Annotated in this window: 17 protein-coding genes; 8 read left to right on the top strand and 9 right to left on the bottom strand. The window is 60.3% G+C overall.

Going from position 1 to position 17,867, the window contains the following annotated elements:
• Nucleotides 1–21: 21 nt before the first annotated feature.
• Complete coding sequence (locus LIX15_RS17445; protein ID WP_227774591.1) at nt 22–729, bottom strand: acyl-CoA synthetase family protein; 708 nt, start codon at nt 727–729, stop codon at nt 22–24.
• 129 nt (nt 730–858) lie between these two features.
• On the opposite strand from LIX15_RS17445, the gene LIX15_RS17440 reads away from it, so the two are divergent.
• Nucleotides 859–2,298 carry a short-chain fatty acid transporter gene (locus LIX15_RS17440; RefSeq protein WP_227774588.1) on the top strand — a complete coding sequence of 480 codons (1,440 nt, stop codon included), beginning with the start codon at nt 859–861 and terminating at the stop codon, nt 2,296–2,298.
• A gap of 317 nt (nt 2,299–2,615) precedes the next feature.
• Here LIX15_RS17440 and LIX15_RS17435 read toward each other — a convergent pair whose 3' ends face one another.
• From LIX15_RS17435 to LIX15_RS17415, 5 genes are all read right to left on the bottom strand, one after another.
• On the bottom strand, nt 2,616–3,257 hold the full coding sequence (locus LIX15_RS17435) for a cupredoxin domain-containing protein (RefSeq protein ID WP_227774586.1): 642 nt from the start codon (nt 3,255–3,257) through the stop codon (nt 2,616–2,618).
• Nucleotides 3,258–3,340: 83 nt separating this feature from the next.
• Nucleotides 3,341–4,483 (bottom strand): molecular chaperone DnaJ, encoded by a 1,143-nt coding sequence (dnaJ, locus tag LIX15_RS17430; protein WP_227774583.1) that lies wholly within the window; start codon nt 4,481–4,483, stop codon nt 3,341–3,343.
• Nucleotides 4,484–4,525: 42 nt separating this feature from the next.
• Nucleotides 4,526–6,442 carry a molecular chaperone DnaK gene (gene dnaK / locus LIX15_RS17425; protein WP_227774582.1) on the bottom strand — a complete coding sequence of 639 codons (1,917 nt, stop codon included), beginning with the start codon at nt 6,440–6,442 and terminating at the stop codon, nt 4,526–4,528.
• A gap of 178 nt (nt 6,443–6,620) precedes the next feature.
• On the bottom strand, nt 6,621–7,277 hold the full coding sequence (locus tag LIX15_RS17420) for a nucleotide exchange factor GrpE (RefSeq protein ID WP_227774581.1): 657 nt from the start codon (nt 7,275–7,277) through the stop codon (nt 6,621–6,623).
• Between the two features lie 52 nt (nt 7,278–7,329).
• Nucleotides 7,330–7,677 (bottom strand): DUF7344 domain-containing protein, encoded by a 348-nt coding sequence (locus tag LIX15_RS17415; protein ID WP_227774580.1) that lies wholly within the window; start codon nt 7,675–7,677, stop codon nt 7,330–7,332.
• Nucleotides 7,678–7,992: 315 nt separating this feature from the next.
• Between LIX15_RS17415 and LIX15_RS17410 the strand changes: the two genes are divergently transcribed.
• From LIX15_RS17410 to LIX15_RS17380, 7 genes are all read left to right on the top strand, one after another.
• The gene (locus tag LIX15_RS17410; protein ID WP_227774579.1) at nt 7,993–8,367 is read left to right on the top strand and encodes a hypothetical protein; all 375 of its coding nucleotides are present in this window, start codon (nt 7,993–7,995) and stop codon (nt 8,365–8,367) included.
• Between the two features lie 119 nt (nt 8,368–8,486).
• Nucleotides 8,487–9,791 (top strand): MFS transporter, encoded by a 1,305-nt coding sequence (locus LIX15_RS17405; protein WP_227774578.1) that lies wholly within the window; start codon nt 8,487–8,489, stop codon nt 9,789–9,791.
• A gap of 240 nt (nt 9,792–10,031) precedes the next feature.
• On the top strand, nt 10,032–10,397 hold the full coding sequence (locus tag LIX15_RS17400) for a DUF7541 family protein (protein WP_227774577.1): 366 nt from the start codon (nt 10,032–10,034) through the stop codon (nt 10,395–10,397).
• Nucleotides 10,398–10,525: 128 nt separating this feature from the next.
• A complete protein-coding gene (locus LIX15_RS17395) occupies nt 10,526–10,735 on the top strand; it encodes a DUF6684 family protein (protein ID WP_227774576.1) in 210 nt (69 codons plus the stop codon).
• 50 nt (nt 10,736–10,785) lie between these two features.
• Nucleotides 10,786–12,552, top strand: a complete 1,767-nt coding sequence (ctaD, locus tag LIX15_RS17390) for a cytochrome c oxidase subunit I (RefSeq protein WP_227774575.1) — start codon at nt 10,786–10,788, stop codon at nt 12,550–12,552.
• A gap of 258 nt (nt 12,553–12,810) precedes the next feature.
• Entirely contained in the window at nt 12,811–13,077 is a 267-nt protein-coding gene (locus tag LIX15_RS17385; RefSeq protein WP_227774573.1) for a DUF7520 family protein, read from the top strand.
• Between the two features lie 24 nt (nt 13,078–13,101).
• Entirely contained in the window at nt 13,102–13,500 is a 399-nt protein-coding gene (locus LIX15_RS17380) for a universal stress protein (protein ID WP_227774571.1), read from the top strand.
• A gap of 92 nt (nt 13,501–13,592) precedes the next feature.
• Here LIX15_RS17380 and LIX15_RS17375 read toward each other — a convergent pair whose 3' ends face one another.
• The 3 genes from LIX15_RS17375 to acs form a co-directional block, all read right to left on the bottom strand.
• A complete protein-coding gene (locus tag LIX15_RS17375) occupies nt 13,593–15,203 on the bottom strand; it encodes a long-chain-fatty-acid--CoA ligase (protein ID WP_227774569.1) in 1,611 nt (536 codons plus the stop codon).
• 152 nt (nt 15,204–15,355) lie between these two features.
• Nucleotides 15,356–15,706 (bottom strand): hypothetical protein, encoded by a 351-nt coding sequence (locus tag LIX15_RS17370; RefSeq protein WP_227774567.1) that lies wholly within the window; start codon nt 15,704–15,706, stop codon nt 15,356–15,358.
• A 102-nt stretch (nt 15,707–15,808) separates the two neighbouring features.
• Entirely contained in the window at nt 15,809–17,779 is a 1,971-nt protein-coding gene (gene acs / locus LIX15_RS17365) for an acetate--CoA ligase (protein ID WP_227774565.1), read from the bottom strand.
• Nucleotides 17,780–17,867: the final 88 nt, after the last annotated feature.

Raw genomic sequence — 17,867 nt, 5'->3', positions numbered from 1 at the left:
AACCGATGCGGTTCCAAACCCTCACAGCGCAATCCCGTCCGGCGTGAGAACGGACGATTCCGGCGCGGTTTCGGTATCGCGAGCGACCGCGAAATTCCCGGTTCGGTCGGTGTCCAAGACGATTTCCGCCCCGGCAATCAGCGGGGCGACGATTCCACCGGCGACGACTCGCGGGTCGGAAAGAGGCGCGCGAACGACGACCGAATCGCCGGATTCGAATTCCCATCTCTCGCGAACCGTTTTCCCACCGAAAAGCAGTTCTTCGTGAGAAATGTCTTTCTCGCCGGTCAGAGCGGTCGTTTCGGGCGAGACGGGCGTTTCGGGGAACGTCGGATTTTCGCTCCACACGTCGGTTTCGAAATGCGAGACTGTCGGGTCGGCGGGCGTCTCTCCGTAGCCGACGTACTGGCCGCCGGGCGGAAGTTCGTAATCGCCGACGTTGTCGGTCGGTGCGAGCAAAGCTCTGGCATCGATGTCCCGCGGCGGGGCGAATCGCACGCTCGCGCCGAGCAAAACTGCACCGAGAAAACCGAGGACAGACTGGGCGGAATCGGCCGCTACGACGCCGACGGAGACTCCCTCTCGAACGCCGAGGTGGCGAAAAAAGTTTCCCGTCTTCCACGCGGTCGTACAGAGACGATGGTAGTCGTAGCCTCGCGCATCGGGAACTGCGAGCGCCGGGTCGTCGTTCCGTCGCTCGCGGGCGACGAGGTCACCGAGTGCATCCATGGCGATTTTCGGGTCGGTGCGAGCAAAAGCCCGACGGTTCGATCAGGTGCTTCGCGTCGATGCGCCGTCGCGTTCCGACGCGTCTGACGGAGGTTTATATTCGATTGCTAGACACACTCTGTCGGAACAATGGCAAACGTAATTCGGACGATGGCGGAAGGAAGTTCTCGAATCGTCGAACGCTACCTTCCGGACGCATTTTTGTTCGCGATCATTCTCACGGTCGTCACGTACGGACTAGCCTTCGTCACGGTTGACCCCGGAGGTGGGTATCTCGAACACGCAGAAAACCTCCTCGTCACCGGTTGGTACGGCGGTTTTTGGGGCCTACTCACGTTCGCGATGCAGATGACCCTCATCCTGATGACGGGATACGGACTCGCGAAGACGGATTTCGTGGACGGGTTGCTGACACGTGCAGCGGCGGTTCCGTCGAGCGAGCGAAGCGCCGTCGCGTTCGTGCCGGTCGTCGCCGCACTCGCGTCGTTCGTCCACTGGGGCCTCGGCATCGTCGTCGGCGGAATCTTCGCTCGAAAAGTAGCCGAAGAGATACGGACCATCGACTTTCCCATCATCGTCGCTGGCGCGTACTCCGGCTTTATCGTTTGGCACGGCGGTCTCGCGGCGTCGATTCCGCTGACGCTCAACTCGACGGCGGACAACGGAAACTTCCTCATCGCGAGCGGCGTCCTCAACGAAACGATTGGCACGGGCCAGACGATTTTCACGACCGCAAACCTCGTCCTCTTCGTCGCCGTCGGCCTCGTCTTCCTACCCCTCCTGTTCGTGTTGATGTACCCCGAGAGCGACGAGAAAAAGCGACCGATCGACCCCGCCGAACTCGAAACGGCGGCGGACGGCGGCGAATCGGAAGCGGCCCGCACGATTGAAACCGCCGGAACGACGACGTTCGCCGACCGAATCGAACACTCGCGCGTCGTCGCGTGGGGTATCGGTTTCGGCGGTTTGCTGGCCGTTGTCGGCTACTTCTGGCGCGGAATCGCGGACGGAACGATGCCGTGGAACAATCTCGATTTGAACATCGTCAACTTCACCTTCCTCTTCCTCGGCATCCTCCTACACGGTACCCCCGCAAACTACATCGCGGCGATGAAGGAGGCGGTCGAAAACGTCTGGGGTATCATCCTTCAGTTCCCCTTCTACGCGGGCATCATGGGAATCATGGGGTACGCACCGGAAGGTTCGACCAGCCTCGCCATCCAAATCGCGGAAGGGATGGTACAAGTGTCCCCCGACGGTACCCTTCCCGCGGTGGCGTTTCTCGCCGCGGGCGTCGTGAACTTCTTCGTCCCCAGCGGCGGCGGCGAGTGGGCGGTCGTCGGCGAAACCCTCGTCACCGCCGCCCAATCGAACGGAACCAGCGTCCCCCGCGTCGCCATGGCCGCTGCGTGGGGCGATGCGTGGACGAACATGATTCAACCGTTCTGGGCCATTCCGCTTCTTGCCATCAGCGGCCTCTCGGTTCGCGACATCATGGGCTACTGCGTCCTCGTTCTGCTGGGTAGCGGCGTCATCATCGCGGTGGGGATTACCGTTCTGCCGATGTGAAACCATTTTTATTGTGAAGGTCGCGCGGTTCGCCCCTCGATAGAAATTTGGACCGAAAGCGCCCTCAGAGACGTGCTCTGACGAGTCGTTCGTTCGCACGAGAGGCGGACTCTTCCCTGCGCTCGTTCGCTTCGCTCACGAAAACACGGCGCTCCTTCCTTCGGTCGTCGCTTGCCCATTCGTTCGTCGTTACACTCCTCACTCGGGGAAAGTGTGCTAGTACTCCGTGGTCGGTGAAGAATTCGAGAACTTCCGACGGTCGCGTCTTCGGCCTCTCGCGCACGCCGACCGACGGTCGGCGTGTGCTTGCCGGGAAATCAATCGTTTCGTCGGAGTAGATAGCCGAGTCCCGCGATACCGCCGAGTGCGGCGAGAAATCCGAATCCGGGAAGACTCCCGCTTTCCGTCGATGTCGTCTCCGTGGCCGTCGAGCTCGGGGCGGTCGAGTGGATCGTTGTAGATGACGTCGGAGAAGTCGTCCCAGTCGTGGCTGACGTGGCCGTTGCCATCGCGGTTCCCATCATCGTGTTATTCGTTCCGTTCGTCGTCGCGGTGGTTGTCGGTTGTACCATCTCGATTTTCCCGCGCATCGATTTTTTGTCGAGTTGGGAGAAGTAGGTCGCCATGGCCGGTTTCGCGGTGAACTCGAGCGTCTGTACCTCTCCCCTCGTGCTCACGACCTCGGTTTCTTCCATCACTTTCCCCCGCCCGTCCGCAATGGCGATGTTGTGCGGTTGTCCGTCCACGTTCTCCCACGCGATGACGTACGTTTTCCCGGCCTGCATTTGAATCGTCGGATTCGTTTTATCGGCAATCGGGTCGGGAGCGCGACCGGTCCACCCGGACAGTTGGCCGCCAAATTCGAACGTCGCAGCTTGTCCTCGGGTAACGCCGACGAACGCGCTCGCTCCGAGTATCGTCTGTACGAATCGTCTGCGTGAAAACTCTGCGTGAGACATTCGAGCGTGCGTTACCTATCTCTAGACGTGCATATGCTTAGCTCATTCGGTTGAAATGGGAGATTAGACGCGGTGAGCGGAGATTAGAAGCTGCTTTTGATTCGCTCGAAAAATCCCTTCTCGACGGAGACTTCTTCGCCACCGGCCTCCGCGAACGCCTTCAGCGCCTCCTCTTGCTCGTCGTTCATCGATTCGGGCGTCACGACCTGCACCTTCACGTATAGGTCGCCGTTTCTGCGACGCCGGAGACGGGGCATTCCCTTCCCCTTCAGGCGGAACGTCTCGCCGCTTTGGGTGCCCGCGGGAATGTCCATCTCGACGGAACCGTCGAGCGTCGTAATCTCGACTTCGTCGCCGAACACGGCCTGCGGGAACGAGAGCGGTTTGCGATAGAACAGGTCTGCTCCCTCGCGCTCGAAGTCGGGATGGTCGTTCACCCGAATCTCGATGAGCAGGTCGCCGTTCGGCCCTCCGTTTTCGCCGGGCGCGCCCTCGCCTTCCATCTGGAGCGTCTGCCCGTCGGCGATACCCGCCGGAATATCGACGCTCAGTGTCGCCCGACGGTGGACGACACCGTCGCCACCGCAGTCGCCGCACGTTTCCTCGTACAGTTCGCCCTCGCCGTTACAGCGGCCGCAGGTTCGCGACTGCTGAACCCGGCCGAACGGCGTCTGTTGAACCTGCGTGACTTGCCCCTGTCCCTGACATTCCGGACAGGTTTGCACGTCGGTTCCCGGCGGATGTCCCTTTCCATCGCAGGCGTCGCAGCGTTCCGGACGCCGAACGGACACCTGCTTTTTCACGCCTTCGTAGGCCTCTTCGAGGTCGATTTCCACGCCGGTTCGCAGGTTCGACCCCTGTCGGGGTCGGTTCGGATTCCGACCGCCGCCGCCGAAGAATTGTTCGAAGATGTCGCCCATGCCGCCCATGCCGCCACCGCCGCCGAACGGGTTACCGCCGCCAGCGCCAGCGCCGCCGCCGTCGAAGCCGCCGCGCTTTTCGGCCTGTTCGAATCGGTCGTGGCCCATCTGGTCGTAGGCTTGGCGCTTCTCGTCATCCGAGAGCACCTCCTTCGCCTTTTTCACCTGTTTGAACTTCTCCTCCGCGTTCGGGTCGTCGCTTACGTCCGGGTGATACTCGGCGGCCTTCTTTCGGTATGCACTCTTGATGTCGCTCTCGTCGGCGTCCCGACTCACTCCGAGTACGTCGTAGAAATCCTCACTCATCAGTTATCCTCAGTAAAGTTGGGGAATACTTGAATCGCCCGTCTATTCGTCGCCGTCGTCGTCCACGTCCTCGAAGTCGGCGTCCACGTACTCATCGGCGTTCTGGTCGTCGGCACCGGCACCTGCGCCGGGTCCGGCCCCGCCCATGCCGCCAGGGCCAGCACCGCCGCCCATTCCGCCGGGGCCTGCGGCACCGGCCTGCTGGGCTTGCTCCTGTTGCTGGTACATCTGCTTGCCGATTTCCTGAAGCGCCGTGCTCAGGTCTTCGGTCGCGGCTTCGAGTTCATCTTTTTCCACGTCCTCGTCTTTGAGTGTTTCTTGGACGTCCTCGATTGCATCGCGGATGTCTGCTTCGAGGTCCTCGTCGATGTTCTCCTCGTTCTCTTCGAGGAGCGTCTCGGCGCGCTGAATCGCGCCTTCAGCGGCGTTTCGCGCTTCGATGAGTTCGCGTCGTTCTTTGTCCTCCTCGGCGTGTTTTTCGGCTTCTTCCTGCATCCGTTCGACTTCCTCGTCCGAGAGACCGGCGCCACCTTCGATGGTGATTTCTTCGCTGTTACCCGAGCCGTGGTCTTCGGCGGAGACGTTGACGATACCGTTCTCGTCGATGTTAAACGACACCTCTATTTGCGGTGTTCCGGCGGGCGCTGGCGGGATGCCCGCGAGGTGGAACTCGCCGAGCAGTTCGTTGTCGGCGGCCATCTCGCGCTCGCCTTGGAAGACGCGCACCTGCACCGAGGTCTGATTAGCCGCGGCTGTCGTGAATATTTTCGATTCCTCGGTCGGGATGGTCGTGTTCTTGTCGATGAGTCGCTCGAACAGGCCACCTTTCACCTCGATACCGAGCGAGAGCGGCGTCACGTCCAGCAGCACGATGTCGTCCACGTCGCCGGAGAGAACGCCGCCCTGAATCGCCGCGCCGAGCGCGACGGCTTCGTCGGGGTTGACGTTCTTTTTCGGCTCCTGCCCGGTGAGTTCCTCGACCTTCTCCGCGACCTGGGGCATCCGGGTCGAACCGCCGACGAGAATAACTTCGTCTATGTCGTCCTTGTCGTACCCCGCGTCCGAAAGCGCCTGCTCGGTCGGTTCGACCGTGCGCTCGATGAGGTCGCTCGTCAGCGATTCGAACTTCGCGCGGGTGAGGCTGTTCTCCAAGTGAACCGGGCCGTCGTCCGTCGCGGTGATGAACGGGAGGTTGATGTCCGTCTCTTTTCGACTGCTGAGTTCGATTTTCGCCTCCTCCGCGGCGTCCTTGAGTCGCTGGAGTGCCTGCCTGTCGTCTCGGAGGTCGATGCCGTGTTCGGACTCGAACTCCTCCGCGAGATAGTCGATGATGGCGCGATCCCAGTCGTCGCCGCCCAGGTCGTTGTCTCCGTTCGTGGCGACCACTTCGTAGACGCCGCCGCCGAGGTCGAGGATAGAAACGTCGAACGTTCCGCCACCGAGGTCGTACACGAGAACCGTCTGGTCGGATTCGTCGTCCAACCCGTAGGCCATCGACGCGGCGGTCGGTTCGTTAACGATACGTTCGACATCGAAGCCGGCGATTTCGCCCGCGTTCTTGGTCGCCTGTCGCTGTTTATCGTTGAAGTACGCGGGAACCGTGATGACCGCTTTTTCCACGTCGTCGCCGAGATACTCCTCGGCGTCGCGCTTCGCTTTCTGGAGAATCATCGCCGAAATCTGTTCCGGCGTGTACTCCTCGTCCCCGATTTCGACGGTGTAATCGTCGTCGCCCATGTGGCGTTTGATGGACTGAATCGTCTTCTCGGGGTTCTGGACGGCCTGGTTTTTGGCCGGCTTCCCGACGAGGCGCTCGCCGTCGTCCGAGAACGCGACGACCGAGGGTGTGGTTCGGTCGCCTTCCCCGTTGACGATGATTTCAGGGTCGCCACCTTCCATTACCGCGAACGCGCTGTTCGTGGTACCGAGATCGATACCGAGAATCTTGTTACTCGTCATTTGACGCTATCTTGCGCTTTCGCTCCTTTAAACCTTGCTACACAGGACGAACCGGGAAACGAAACGAATCCGGTGCCTGCGTGCGATTTTTGTAAAAACCGGCACACGAAAAGGAGGGGTATATATGTTGACCGCAATCAGAGTGGTTCTGTATTATCTATTGTTTCGCTAGAATTTACTATTCGTCCGTTTCCTCGCCACTGCCGTCACTGACTGTGACTTGCGCGGCCTGCAAGACTTTATCGGCCATCTCGTAGCCCGGTTGGTACACGTCCGCGATTGTGTCCTCGGGGTAGTCGCTCTCGACTCGGAGCATCACTTCGTGGCGCTGGGGTTCAACGTCCGCGCCGGGGTCGGGGTCGATTTCCGTAACGTTCTCGTCCTCGAACACGCGGTCGAGTTCCTTTAGCGTGAGTTCGACGCCGCTTCGGAGACTTTCGACATCCTCGTGTTCTTCCTCGACGGCGCGTTTTAGATTGTCGCGCACGTCGATAAGTCGGTGGATGACATCCTCGGTCGCGCGCTTTTCGAGCTGTTCCTGTCGCTTTTTCGCCCGCTTTTTGTAGTTCTGGAAGTCGGCCTGTTTTCGCTTCAGTCGTGTCCGAAGATCGTCGATTTCGGCCTCGTGTTCCTGTCGCTCCGATTCGACGGCGACGAACTGTTCTTCGACATCCTCCGCGAGGCTCTCATCGAGCGCCGCAATTTCCGCGACGAGGTCGGTTTCTCGTGAACTCAGTACGTCCTCGTCGGTAGTTTTTTCGTCCGCTGGTTTCTCGTTCGGAGTGTCTTCCTCGACGTGTTCGTCGTCTATCGTCTGGACAGGCTCCTCGGTCATACATACTGAAAGTCCGTGCGTGCGTTTAAGGGTTACAGAAACGAACCGCGTTCTACAAAACCGAATTCAGTTCGATTCGAGCAAGAAGGGACACGAGAATGTCGGCTGTAAACGAATATCGCGGCCGTCCGACCAGCCCGCTAAGCGGGTCGTATTCGACCAACCCACGATAGGAAAGCGTCGGCAGGGAGTTCCGCGAGAGGTCATCGAGAACCGATTCGAAGGCTTCGTCGGGAACCGATTCGGGAGCGATTCCGTACTCCCATCCGGCGACTTCCCTGGCGAGTACTTCCACTCCCATGGGAGCGTGCTCCGCGTGACGGGCGAGGGAGTAGAGGATGTATCGGTTGCGCTGTCTGGACAGGCTAACCAGCACAGAACCGACGGAGCCGCGAGCCATTCTCAGTCCTTTCCACAGTGGGGGGAAACGAATTTTAACCCCCGCAACCGTTTCCCATTGTTCAGCGTTCGTAACGCGGGGCGAGCGCGGAACAACGACAACCGTATCGCAGTGTTCCGAACTACGAAGCAGGATGTGGTTGTTTCACCGAGGTCGGTTCGTCGGTAACGAGCGCTTCGCATGGATAAGCTGGCGTTCGAGCGCGTTCGTTCGTTTTCCTCCGCGCGTCCCGCTTTGATGCTGGGCAGTGTCGTCTACTTACTCGTGCCAGTACGGGACACAACCCTTTTCGGGCGTGCGAAAGAACGGAAAGGTATGGCAGACGAGGAAGCCAACGAAGACGACAATGGAAACGACGACGAAGAGAAATCGTTCCGAGAGCGCGTCGAGGAAATCAGGGAGAAACGCGCGGAAGAAGGCGACGAAGACCGGGAGGAGCGACTGAAGGACGCCCTCGGTGGCGGCGGCCCCGGCGGGATGGGCGGCGGTGGCGGCGGAAACCCGTTCGCGCAGATGATGGGCGGCATGATGGGCGGCGGCCCCGGCGGGATGGGCGGCGGTCCTGGTGGCCCAAGCGGCGAATCCGCCGGGAACGAGGAACTCACCCGCGAAGTTCGACAGCTCAGAGACGAAGTTCGCGACGTAACTCGACAGCTCCAGCGCATCGCCGACGCACTCGAAGACGACTAACCGGGTATTTTCGCGACAGCGATTTCCGAAACGCTCGCAACCTGTCACCCAACTTTCGGCAATTGTATAACCGAAAACGGGGATTCTTATAGCTCGCACCCCTGTTTCGGTTCGTAACAGTGCCGGGAGAGACGAGCGACAGCAGTTCACTTGGCCTATTCACAAACCGCGAGTTCATCGCGATTTCGAGCACCGCATTCGCGCGGAGTCAAGCGTACTCGACCATTCTCATCGCGCTGGCGTTGTACGCCGACATGTTCCAGACGACGAGCACCATGGAGGGGCTGTTCGGCACGGCGTTCGCCATCGTTCAGTTGTTCATCGTCCTGCCGCTAGGTCGGTACATCGACACGCGGAACTCGAAGCGAATTCTGCTGTTCGGTCTCCTGCTCAACGTCGTCGTCTTCGTCGGCTTCATGTTCGTCGAAAACGTTACGCACGTCATTCTGGTTCGCGTTCTCCAGGGGACTGCGGCGAGCATCCTCTGGCTGACGGGGATGACCGTCGTCGGCGAAATCAGCGAGGAAGGGTCTCGCGGACTGTGGATAGGAACCTACAATCAGGTCGGCGCGATATCGAGCCTCATCGGGGACATCGTCGGCGGACTCCTGCTGTACGTTTACGGCTTTCAGGAAACGTACATCGCCCTCAGCATCGTCACCATCGGTGCGTTTTTCTCCATCCTCTTCTTCCTCCGGGACAACCCCGGCGGGCGAAAAGACCCCGAGGACTCAAGCGGCCGCGAAACCATCGAGATGCTTCTCGGGCGCTCCGCCATCAAGGCGCTCGTCTTCTTCCGCCTCTCGTTCAGCGTCGGGAAGATGGCCGTCATCACCTTCCTGCCGATCTACGCCTACACTGAGTTCGGCATCAACCCGTTCATCGTCGGCGGCATCATGGCGGGTGGAAAATTGACCAAGTCCATCACGCAGGGAAAGGTCGGCCACTGGACGGATCGCATCGAACACACCCACTGGTTCATCCTCGCGGGCGCGCTGGTGTACGCGCTCGGCACCGCGCTCATCCCGCTCGCGGGTTTCGCCCACGTCTACATTCCGGACATGACCGTCAACGCGCTCGGCGAGGAGATGGCGCTCCCCGGAGCCTTCTTCGTTCTCTTTGCGGCCTACGCCGTTCTCGGAATTGGGGACAGCCTCCGACTCCCCGCGAGTATGGCCCTGTTCGTCGGCGAGGGCGAGCAGTTCGACGCGGTCGCCTCCAGCCTCTCCCTGCGCTCTATCGCGTGGAAAATCGGGCAGGTCGGCGGCCCGGTTCTCGTGGGAGCTATTTGGGATGCAAGTAGCGTCCTCGTCGCGTTCTGGACCGCGGCGGGATTCATCGTCGTCTCCTCACTCGTGTTCGCGTGGCTGTACAGCATCGACCCCGTTCCGGAGGAACGGGGTGACGCCGTCAGTGGAGATTAGATGACTTGGTAGAGCACATTGGTTCGCAACTATCGATAATTTTGGTGAACAAGAGGGAGCGTCGTAACCGCGGTTTGATTCTGCCACGACTGCTGACGCCGACTCCAAGCCAGCAGAAGCAGTCTCGACAGTCTCGCATCTTTTTCGGTCTGTCAACAGTGCTACTCTCCGTTTCGATTTCTTCGCCATCCCGTTAGCCGAAGACGGAACGGTGAAACCACTGAAGCCCCAACTTCAACCATGGACGAACAACCGGGACTCTCCGACCAGTACCGAAAATCCAGTCCGTGGCCGCTGTTCGTCGCGTTCGGATTGGCTCTATTTGAGGTCGGTATCGTCATGGCCCAGTATCTCTTTCCCGTCGCCGTCGGCGGCATGTTGATGTTCGTCGGGAGTTGCGTCGGCATCCTCCGCGAATCGGAGTACATCAAAAATCCGTGGAAAGGTCTCGTCGCGTCGGCGGGACTCGCGTTCGCCGTCGGCGGCGTCGTCTGGACGATGACAACCGGAGACGTACAACTTCGGGGAACGGCCATCCTCATCGGCGGAGCCATCCTCTTCATCGCGGGCATCGGCGGGTCGCTGTGGCAACCGGAACCAATGTGAGGCGATTCGGGTTCGAAGTGGTACGATTCACGTGCAAACGCGCGTGAATCGACCGCCGTTTGAGTATGATTTCCTCCTGTAACGAACCATTAACCTATTTGTTGCTCCCTTCGTTATCCCTTCTTACTATGGCAGAACGTGTCTTCGACCGAGAAACGCTCCTCGACACCACGGTCAACGTGGTTCCGCTCGGAATAATGGCATTTTTCTTCGTCCTGTTCCTCACCTTCGCTCCGTGGGGCGGCAGTTCCCTCGTCGGCCTCATCAGTTTAGGGCTCGTCATCGTCCCGTTCATCGGGCTGGCTCTGCTAACGTACCTCACGGCGCGAGCAATATAGGCGAAGTCGTAACCTAACCTTTCTTTACCCCGTAGTACTCACCCTTTCGCATGGCAGCTACAGGGCAGATAGCTCTCACCGTAGTGATGGGAGTGTTTTTGCTGGCGGTCGCCACGTTCCTCTCTCGAATCGAGGATTGGCGGTCTTACACGCCTCTTACCGGAGGGGGCTATGGGTATGCAGAACCGACCGGGCAGGCCCACGAGGAGAAACCTGCCGGAATCATTCGGTGGTTAACGACGGTTGACCACAAGGACATCGGCCTACTGTACGGAACGTACGGTATCATTGCCTTCGCGTGGGGTGGCATTGCGGTGCTTCTCATGCGTGCGGAACTCGCCGCACCGGCGACCGATTTCATCGACCCGAACCTCTACAACGGGTTGTTGACCACGCACGGCATCACGATGCTGTTCCTGTTCGGGACGCCCATCATCGCGGCGTTCTCGAACTACTTCATCCCGCTCCTCATCGGTGCGGACGACATGGCGTTCCCGCGCATCAACGCCATCGCGTTCTGGCTCCTCCCGCCCGCGGCGATACTCATCTGGCTGGGATTCCCGCTCGCGATGCTCGGCTTCAACGTCGAACCAGCCCAGTCGAGCTGGACGATGTACACGCCGATTTCCGCGGAACGCGGCCTCTCGTCTAACCCGAACGTGTTGAACCCCGGGATGGACTTCATGCTCCTCGGCCTGCACCTCTCGGGTGTCAGTGCAACGATGGGGGCAATCAACTTCATCGCCACCATCTTCACCGAGCGCGGCGACGACGTCGGATGGCCCGACCTCGACATCTTCTCGTGGACCATCCTGACCCAGTCGGGGCTCATCCTATTCGCGTTCCCGCTCCTCGGGAGCGCACTCATCATGCTCTTGCTCGACCGCAACTTCGCCACGACGTTCTTTACCGCGGAGGGTGGCGGCCCGCTCCTCTGGCAACACCTGTTCTGGTTCTTTGGTCACCCCGAGGTGTACATCCTCGTCCTCCCGCCGATGGGGCTGGTCAGCCTCATCCTCCCGCGATTCGCGGGGCGGAAGCTGTTCGGGTTTAAATTCATCGTCTACTCGACGCTCGCAATCGGCGTCCTGTCATTCGGTGTCTGGGCGCACCACATGTTCGCCACCGGCATCGACCCGCGACTCCGCGCGAGTTTCATGGCGGTGTCCATGGCAATCGCGATTCCGAGCGCGGTGAAGGTGTTCAACTGGATTACGACGATGTGGAACGGTCGGCTTCGCATGACGACGCCGATGTTATTCTGTATCGGCTTCATCTCCAACTTCATCATCGGAGGCGTAACCGGTGTATTCCTCGCGGCCATCCCCGTTGACCTCGTGCTCCACGACACCTACTACGTCGTGGGTCACTTCCACTACATCGTGATGGGTGCCATCGCCGTGGCTGGCTTCGCGGGCATCTACTACTGGTTCCCCATCTACACCGGTCGGATGTACCAGAAGAAGCTCGCGCACATGCACTTCTGGCTCACCATGATCGGAACGAACGTCACGTTCTTCGCCATGCTGTTCCTCGGCTACGGCGGCATGCCGCGACGATACGCGACCTTCCTTCCGCAGTTCGCGACGATGCACCAACTCGCCACCGTCGGCGCGTTTATCATGGGCATCGGTCAGCTCATCTTCGTCTGGAACATCGTCCTGTCATGGCTCGAAGGGCCACACGCTCCCGCCGACCCGTGGAAACTCGGCGAGGACGGTATGCTCACGAAGGAGTGGACGTGGTTCGAGAAGAAACAAGAAACGGCGCTTACCGACGGTGGAGAGGCCGACAGCGCGCACACCTCGGACGAATAAGCCGACGGAAGCCGGGAATCGTTACGATTCTCGACCCAAGCACAATCGAAACGAGCAGTAATCAGCGAAACGATTTTCCCCTTGTTTTCTTTTCGTGAATCTGGAGTCCGCTTACGTCGTCGCGAGGATAATTCCCATCGTAAACATGAGTACGGCGATGCCGCCGAGGACGAGCAACAGCAGTTCTTTTTCGGACATACTCGAAGTAGGGACGAGTGGATGAAAAGGCTAATCCTTGCCCTGTCGCAACGTTGATTCGTGCCCTCTCGATTCCACGGACGCTGGCTCGTCGTCGGTCTCTACGTCCTCATCGTGTCATTTGCCGGGTTCGTCGGCGTCCTGCTCGGTCTGTACGGTCCGGAGGATTTGCGTCCCGTCGAGTTGTTCGGCCTCATCGAACTCCAACCGACGCCGATCGGACTGGCGATTTTCGGCATGGCCACCATCGGACTGTTTCTCGGGGTGCTGCTTTTTCTCGTGATGTTTGTTTCGGAGCGCTACGACGACGCCGACCCGAAGGGCTAAGCCAAATACCTGCGACGTGCCACCATGTACCACGTACTGCTAGCGCTGGACGAAACCGAGTCACGTGCACTGGCACAGGCGAACGCGGTTATCGACCTCCCCGAATCTGATTCATCGGTGAAAGCGAGCCTCCTTCACTCGTTTACCGACAATCCGAGCGGCGCGTCCGCGCTGCAGGTTGCGGGCGTTCGGCGAGCACAGGAAACGCTGGAAGACGCCGGGGTCGAAACCGCCGTCGTCGAGGCGAGTGGAAATCCGGCCGACGTAATCCTCGACGTCGCAGTGGAACGAAATGTCGATTGCGTCTGCGTCGGCGGGCGACGACGGTCGCCCGCCGGAAAGGCCCTTTTCGGGAGCGTCGCCCAATCCGTTATCCTGACCGCAGACCGACCGGTGCTCGTCGCGGGTGACGGAAAAGAGTGAGGGCAACGAACCGAGGTACATAATAAAAAAAACAGCGGAACGACGGGGTAGGTACCTACCCCGTCGTTCGAGGGAGAGATGGTTTCGATCGGTTATCCCTGTCCGACCATCCTGTCCTCCTCGTCCCACTCCTGCTCGCGGAGCTCGTACTTCTGTACTTTTCCGGTCGCGGTCGTCGGCAGTTCGTCCACGAACTCGACTCGACTGACGGCCTTGTAGCCTGCCATATGCTCCCTGGTGAACTCGCGGATTTCCTCCTCCGTGACGCCCGGTTCGTTCGGGTCGCCGGTCGCCGGGATGATGAACGCCTTCGGCGTCTCACCCCATTCGTCGCTCGGCGCAGGAATAACGGCCACGTCGCTGACGCCGTCGTGGTCGAAGAGGGTGTCCTCCAGTTCGATGCTGGAGATGTTCTCCCCGCCGCTGATGATGATGTCTTTCTTGCGGTCTTGGATCGACACCATGCCGTGTTCGTCCACCACCGCGAGGTCGCCGGTGTGATACCAGCCCTCGCGGCGGTCGTTGAACGCTTCTTCGGTCGCCTCCGGCTTTTCCCAGTAGCCTTCCATCACCTGGTTGCCGCGGACGACGATTTCGCCGATGGAGGCATCGTCCCGCGCCACGTCCTCCCCGTCCTCGTCCACGACGGCGACCTCGGTTCCGAGGTAGCCGATTCCCTGTCGTTTCTTCAGGGAGAATCGCTCCGGCCCGTCGCCCAATAGTCGTCTGGCGTCGGAAGTCGTGATGAGCGGCCCCGTCTCCGTCGCGCCGTAGACGTGTTTCAGGTACCACTCGAACTCGTCTTCCACGGTTCGGATGGTCGCCTCCGGCGGGGCGCTTCCCGCGGTGGCAATCCTGACTTCGTTCGCACCCGCCGTTTCTGGGTCGTTTTCCTCGTGATAGTCGATGAGCAGGTTCAGCACCGTCGGCGCGGCGCAGAAGTACGACACGTCCTCCGCGACGACCGTCTCGAAAATCGTCCCGGCGTCGATACCGCGCGTACAAACGTGTTTCGCGCCCATACCGGTGATGGCGTAGATGTGACCCCAGCCGTTGACGTGGAACATCGGGAGCGTCCAGAGGTAGGTGTCGTCGTCGCGAATCTCCTGATGAATCGTGACGAGGTAGGCGTGGAGCGACTCGGTTCGGTGGGTTCGCATCACGCCTTTCGGATCGCCCGTCGTCCCCGAGGTGTAGTTGATGGTGATAACCTCGTCTTCGTCCATTTCGGGACGTTCGAAGTCGGGTTCCGTCTCCGCGACGAGTTCCTCAAAGTCTTCCCACTCGCCCTCGGTCTGGGCCGCGTCGTTGCTGATGAACGTCTCCGTCGGAACCTCGTCGCGAACTCCCTCGATTTTTGCGGCGTAGTCGTAGTCCGCGATAACCGCGTCCACCCCGGCGTCGTTCAGGATGTACTCGAAGTCGTCCGGCGTGAGCCGATAGTTGAGCGGCGTGTGAATCGCGCCCAATTGCATGATTCCGTATGCCGATTCGAGGTGGTAGTGCGTGTTCGGGTCGAGGACGGCCACTCGGTCGCCCTTCTCGATACCGCGTCCCGCGAGCGCCGCCGAAACGCGGTCGGCGCGGTCGCCGAGTTCGCTGTAGGTGTACCGCTCGCCTGTGGTCGCGACGACCGCCTCCTCGTCGCCGTAGTGGTCTCGCGCTCGGTCTAAAAAGTTGGTCACGAGTAGTTCCCGTTTCATATTGGATTTTGCATCACAGTTCATGATATACCTTCGGGTCACGGGGAGATTTGCAAGGTGCCGTGGTGCGGTTTCGTGATAAAATGGTTGACGGTCGTAGGATTGTGGAACTACGACTACCAGCGTTTGTGAATCCGCGCTGACCGCAAATGCTATGCGTAAGCCACGCTCACTCCATCAGTCACTCGCGGCTTCGCCGTTCGTTCTTTCCGCCGTTTGCTCGTTGCCACGGGAAGAGCGAAGCTCTTTCCTGTCATCACGCGCCGCGTTTTCAAGACACCAGGAACCGCAGAGGACCGAGGACAGTCGCCTTCGGCCCTCAACAGATTGATTCGACTGCCATCGCGCGTCGGGAGGCACGTTTCCGAAAAAGCGGCAATCCGATTCGGGCTGACCGGGCGCGCGAGCGCGTCCGGCCCTTGCACCTGGAGGTAACGCGCACGCGAGGAATGAGCGACTGGGAGGAGCGAATGACGAGCGAGGGCGTGGCGTAGAGTCGGCATCCGCAACCGACACTCGGCAACAAAAGTTCGTTCTACTGAAAGAGGAGACGGTCTCACTTCGACAGACAAAAAATCGATTTTCTCGAAACCCCGCCGATTGTGCTACTCTTGCACTTTCTCTTGAATATCCTCGACGACCTCCGGATTGCGCAGGGTCGAAGTGTCGCCCAGTTCTTCCTCGTTGGCGATGTCCTCCAACAAGCGCCGCATGATCTTTCCGGAGCGCGTTTTCGGCAGTTCAGGTGTGAACACGATTTCTTCGGGGCGCGCAATCGGACCGATAGCGTCCTCGACGCCTTCGACGATTCGGTCGTATAAGTCGTCGCCGCCGTCGTAGCCCTCCTCGGTGATGACGTAGGCGTACACAGCCTCGCCCTTCACATCGTGGTGGCCGCCGACGACTGCGGACTCGGCGACGCCTTCGACGCCGACGATGGCCGATTCGATTTCCATCGTTCCGAGGCGATGGCCCGAAACGTTGAGCACGTCGTCTACACGTCCGAGGACGGTGATGTAGCCGTCCTCGTCGAGTTTCGCGCCGTCTTCGGGGAAGTACACCCACTCGTCCGAGTCGGTGTCCGAGTACTCCTGCCAGTACTCTGCGATGAAGCGCTCGTCGTTGTTGTAGAGCGTTCTCAGCATCCCCGGCCACGGCTTGTCGACGGTGAGGTACCCCGCGCGTCCCGCGCCGACTTCTTCACCTGTCGTGTCCACGACTTTCGCGTCGATGCCGGGGAGTGGTGGGCCAGCACTGCCGGGCTTCATCGTCCCGATTCCGGGTAGGGTGGTGACCATCATGCCGCCGGTTTCGGTCTGCCACCACGTATCCACGATTGGACACTCTTCCTGCCCGATGTGTTTATAGTACCACTTCCACGCGCGCGGGTTGATGGGTTCGCCGACCGTCCCGAGCAATCGGAGTGAGGAGAGATCGTGTCGCTCCGGATATCGACTCCCCCACTTCATGAACGCGCGAATCGCCGTCGGCGCGGTGTACAGTTGGTCTACCGCGTATTCTTCGACGATTTCCCAAAGGCGGTCGCGGTCGGGATAATCCGGCGTCCCCTCGTACATCACACTCGTCGTTCCCAGCGCGAGCGGGCCATAGACGATGTAGGAATGGCCCGTAATCCAGCCGATATCGGCCGAACACCAGTACGTGTCCTCCGGCTTGACGTCCAGCACCGACTGCGTCGTCCACGCCGCATAGGACAGGTAGCCCGCCGTAGTGTGTTTGACGCCCTTGGGTTGTCCGGTCGTTCCGGACGTGTACATCAAAAAGAGCATATCCTCGGCGTCCCGCGACACCGGTTCGACCTCCGCACCTTCCTGCTCGGCCACGAGGTCGGCGTAATCCAACTCCCCGTTCTCCATCGGGTGGTCGTACTCATCGCCGAGGCGGTCTACCACGACGACGCTCTCTACGTCGTGGTCTACCCCCGAGAGCCCCTCGTCGGCCTTCTCTTTGTGCTGAAGCGGGTCGCCCCGGCGGTAATAGCCATCACAGGTGACGAGATGTTCGGAGTCCGCGCTGTTCATACGGGTGGCGAGCGCGTCAGCGGAGAATCCGGCGAAGACGACGCTGTGCGGTGCGCCGATGCGCGCACACGCTAGCATCGCGATGGGAAGTTCCGGCACCATCGGCATGTAGAGGGTGACGACGTCGTCCTCCTTGACACCCTGCTCGCGGAGGGCCGCCGCGAACTCGTTGACCTCGCGGTGGAGAGCTTCGTAGGTGTAGGTTCGCGTGTCGCCGAGTTCGCCGATCCATTCGATTGCTGGCTCGTCGCCCCGTTCGTCGAGATGGCGGTCGAGGCAGTTCGCCGACGCGTTCAGCGAACCGCCCGTGAACCACTCGTAAAAAGGGGCGTTGCTGTCGTCCAGAACGGTGTCGTAGTCCTCCTCCCAGTCGAGCAGGTCGGCCGCTCGTTCCCAGCACTCCGGCCAGTTCTCCTCGAACTCATCGTAGATTTCCTCGTCGGCGACGTTCGCCTGCGCAACGAACGATTCCGGTGGCTCGAATGATTCCGCCTCTTCGAGCCGTGCTTCGAGTTCCACGGTATCGTCTGGCATATATCCATGCTAGCATGCTGTAACGAAGGGCATAAAGATATGCTATCTCCATCGACCGGTTCGAAAATTGGTGGCCGCCTGCTGATAC

This window comes from Haladaptatus pallidirubidus (assembly GCF_020700235.1).
In the GTDB taxonomy this organism is placed as follows: Archaea; Halobacteriota; Halobacteria; order Halobacteriales; family Haladaptataceae; genus Haladaptatus; species Haladaptatus pallidirubidus.
Note: the sequence above shows the minus strand (reverse complement) of the source record. Positions and strands in the feature narration are given on the sequence as shown.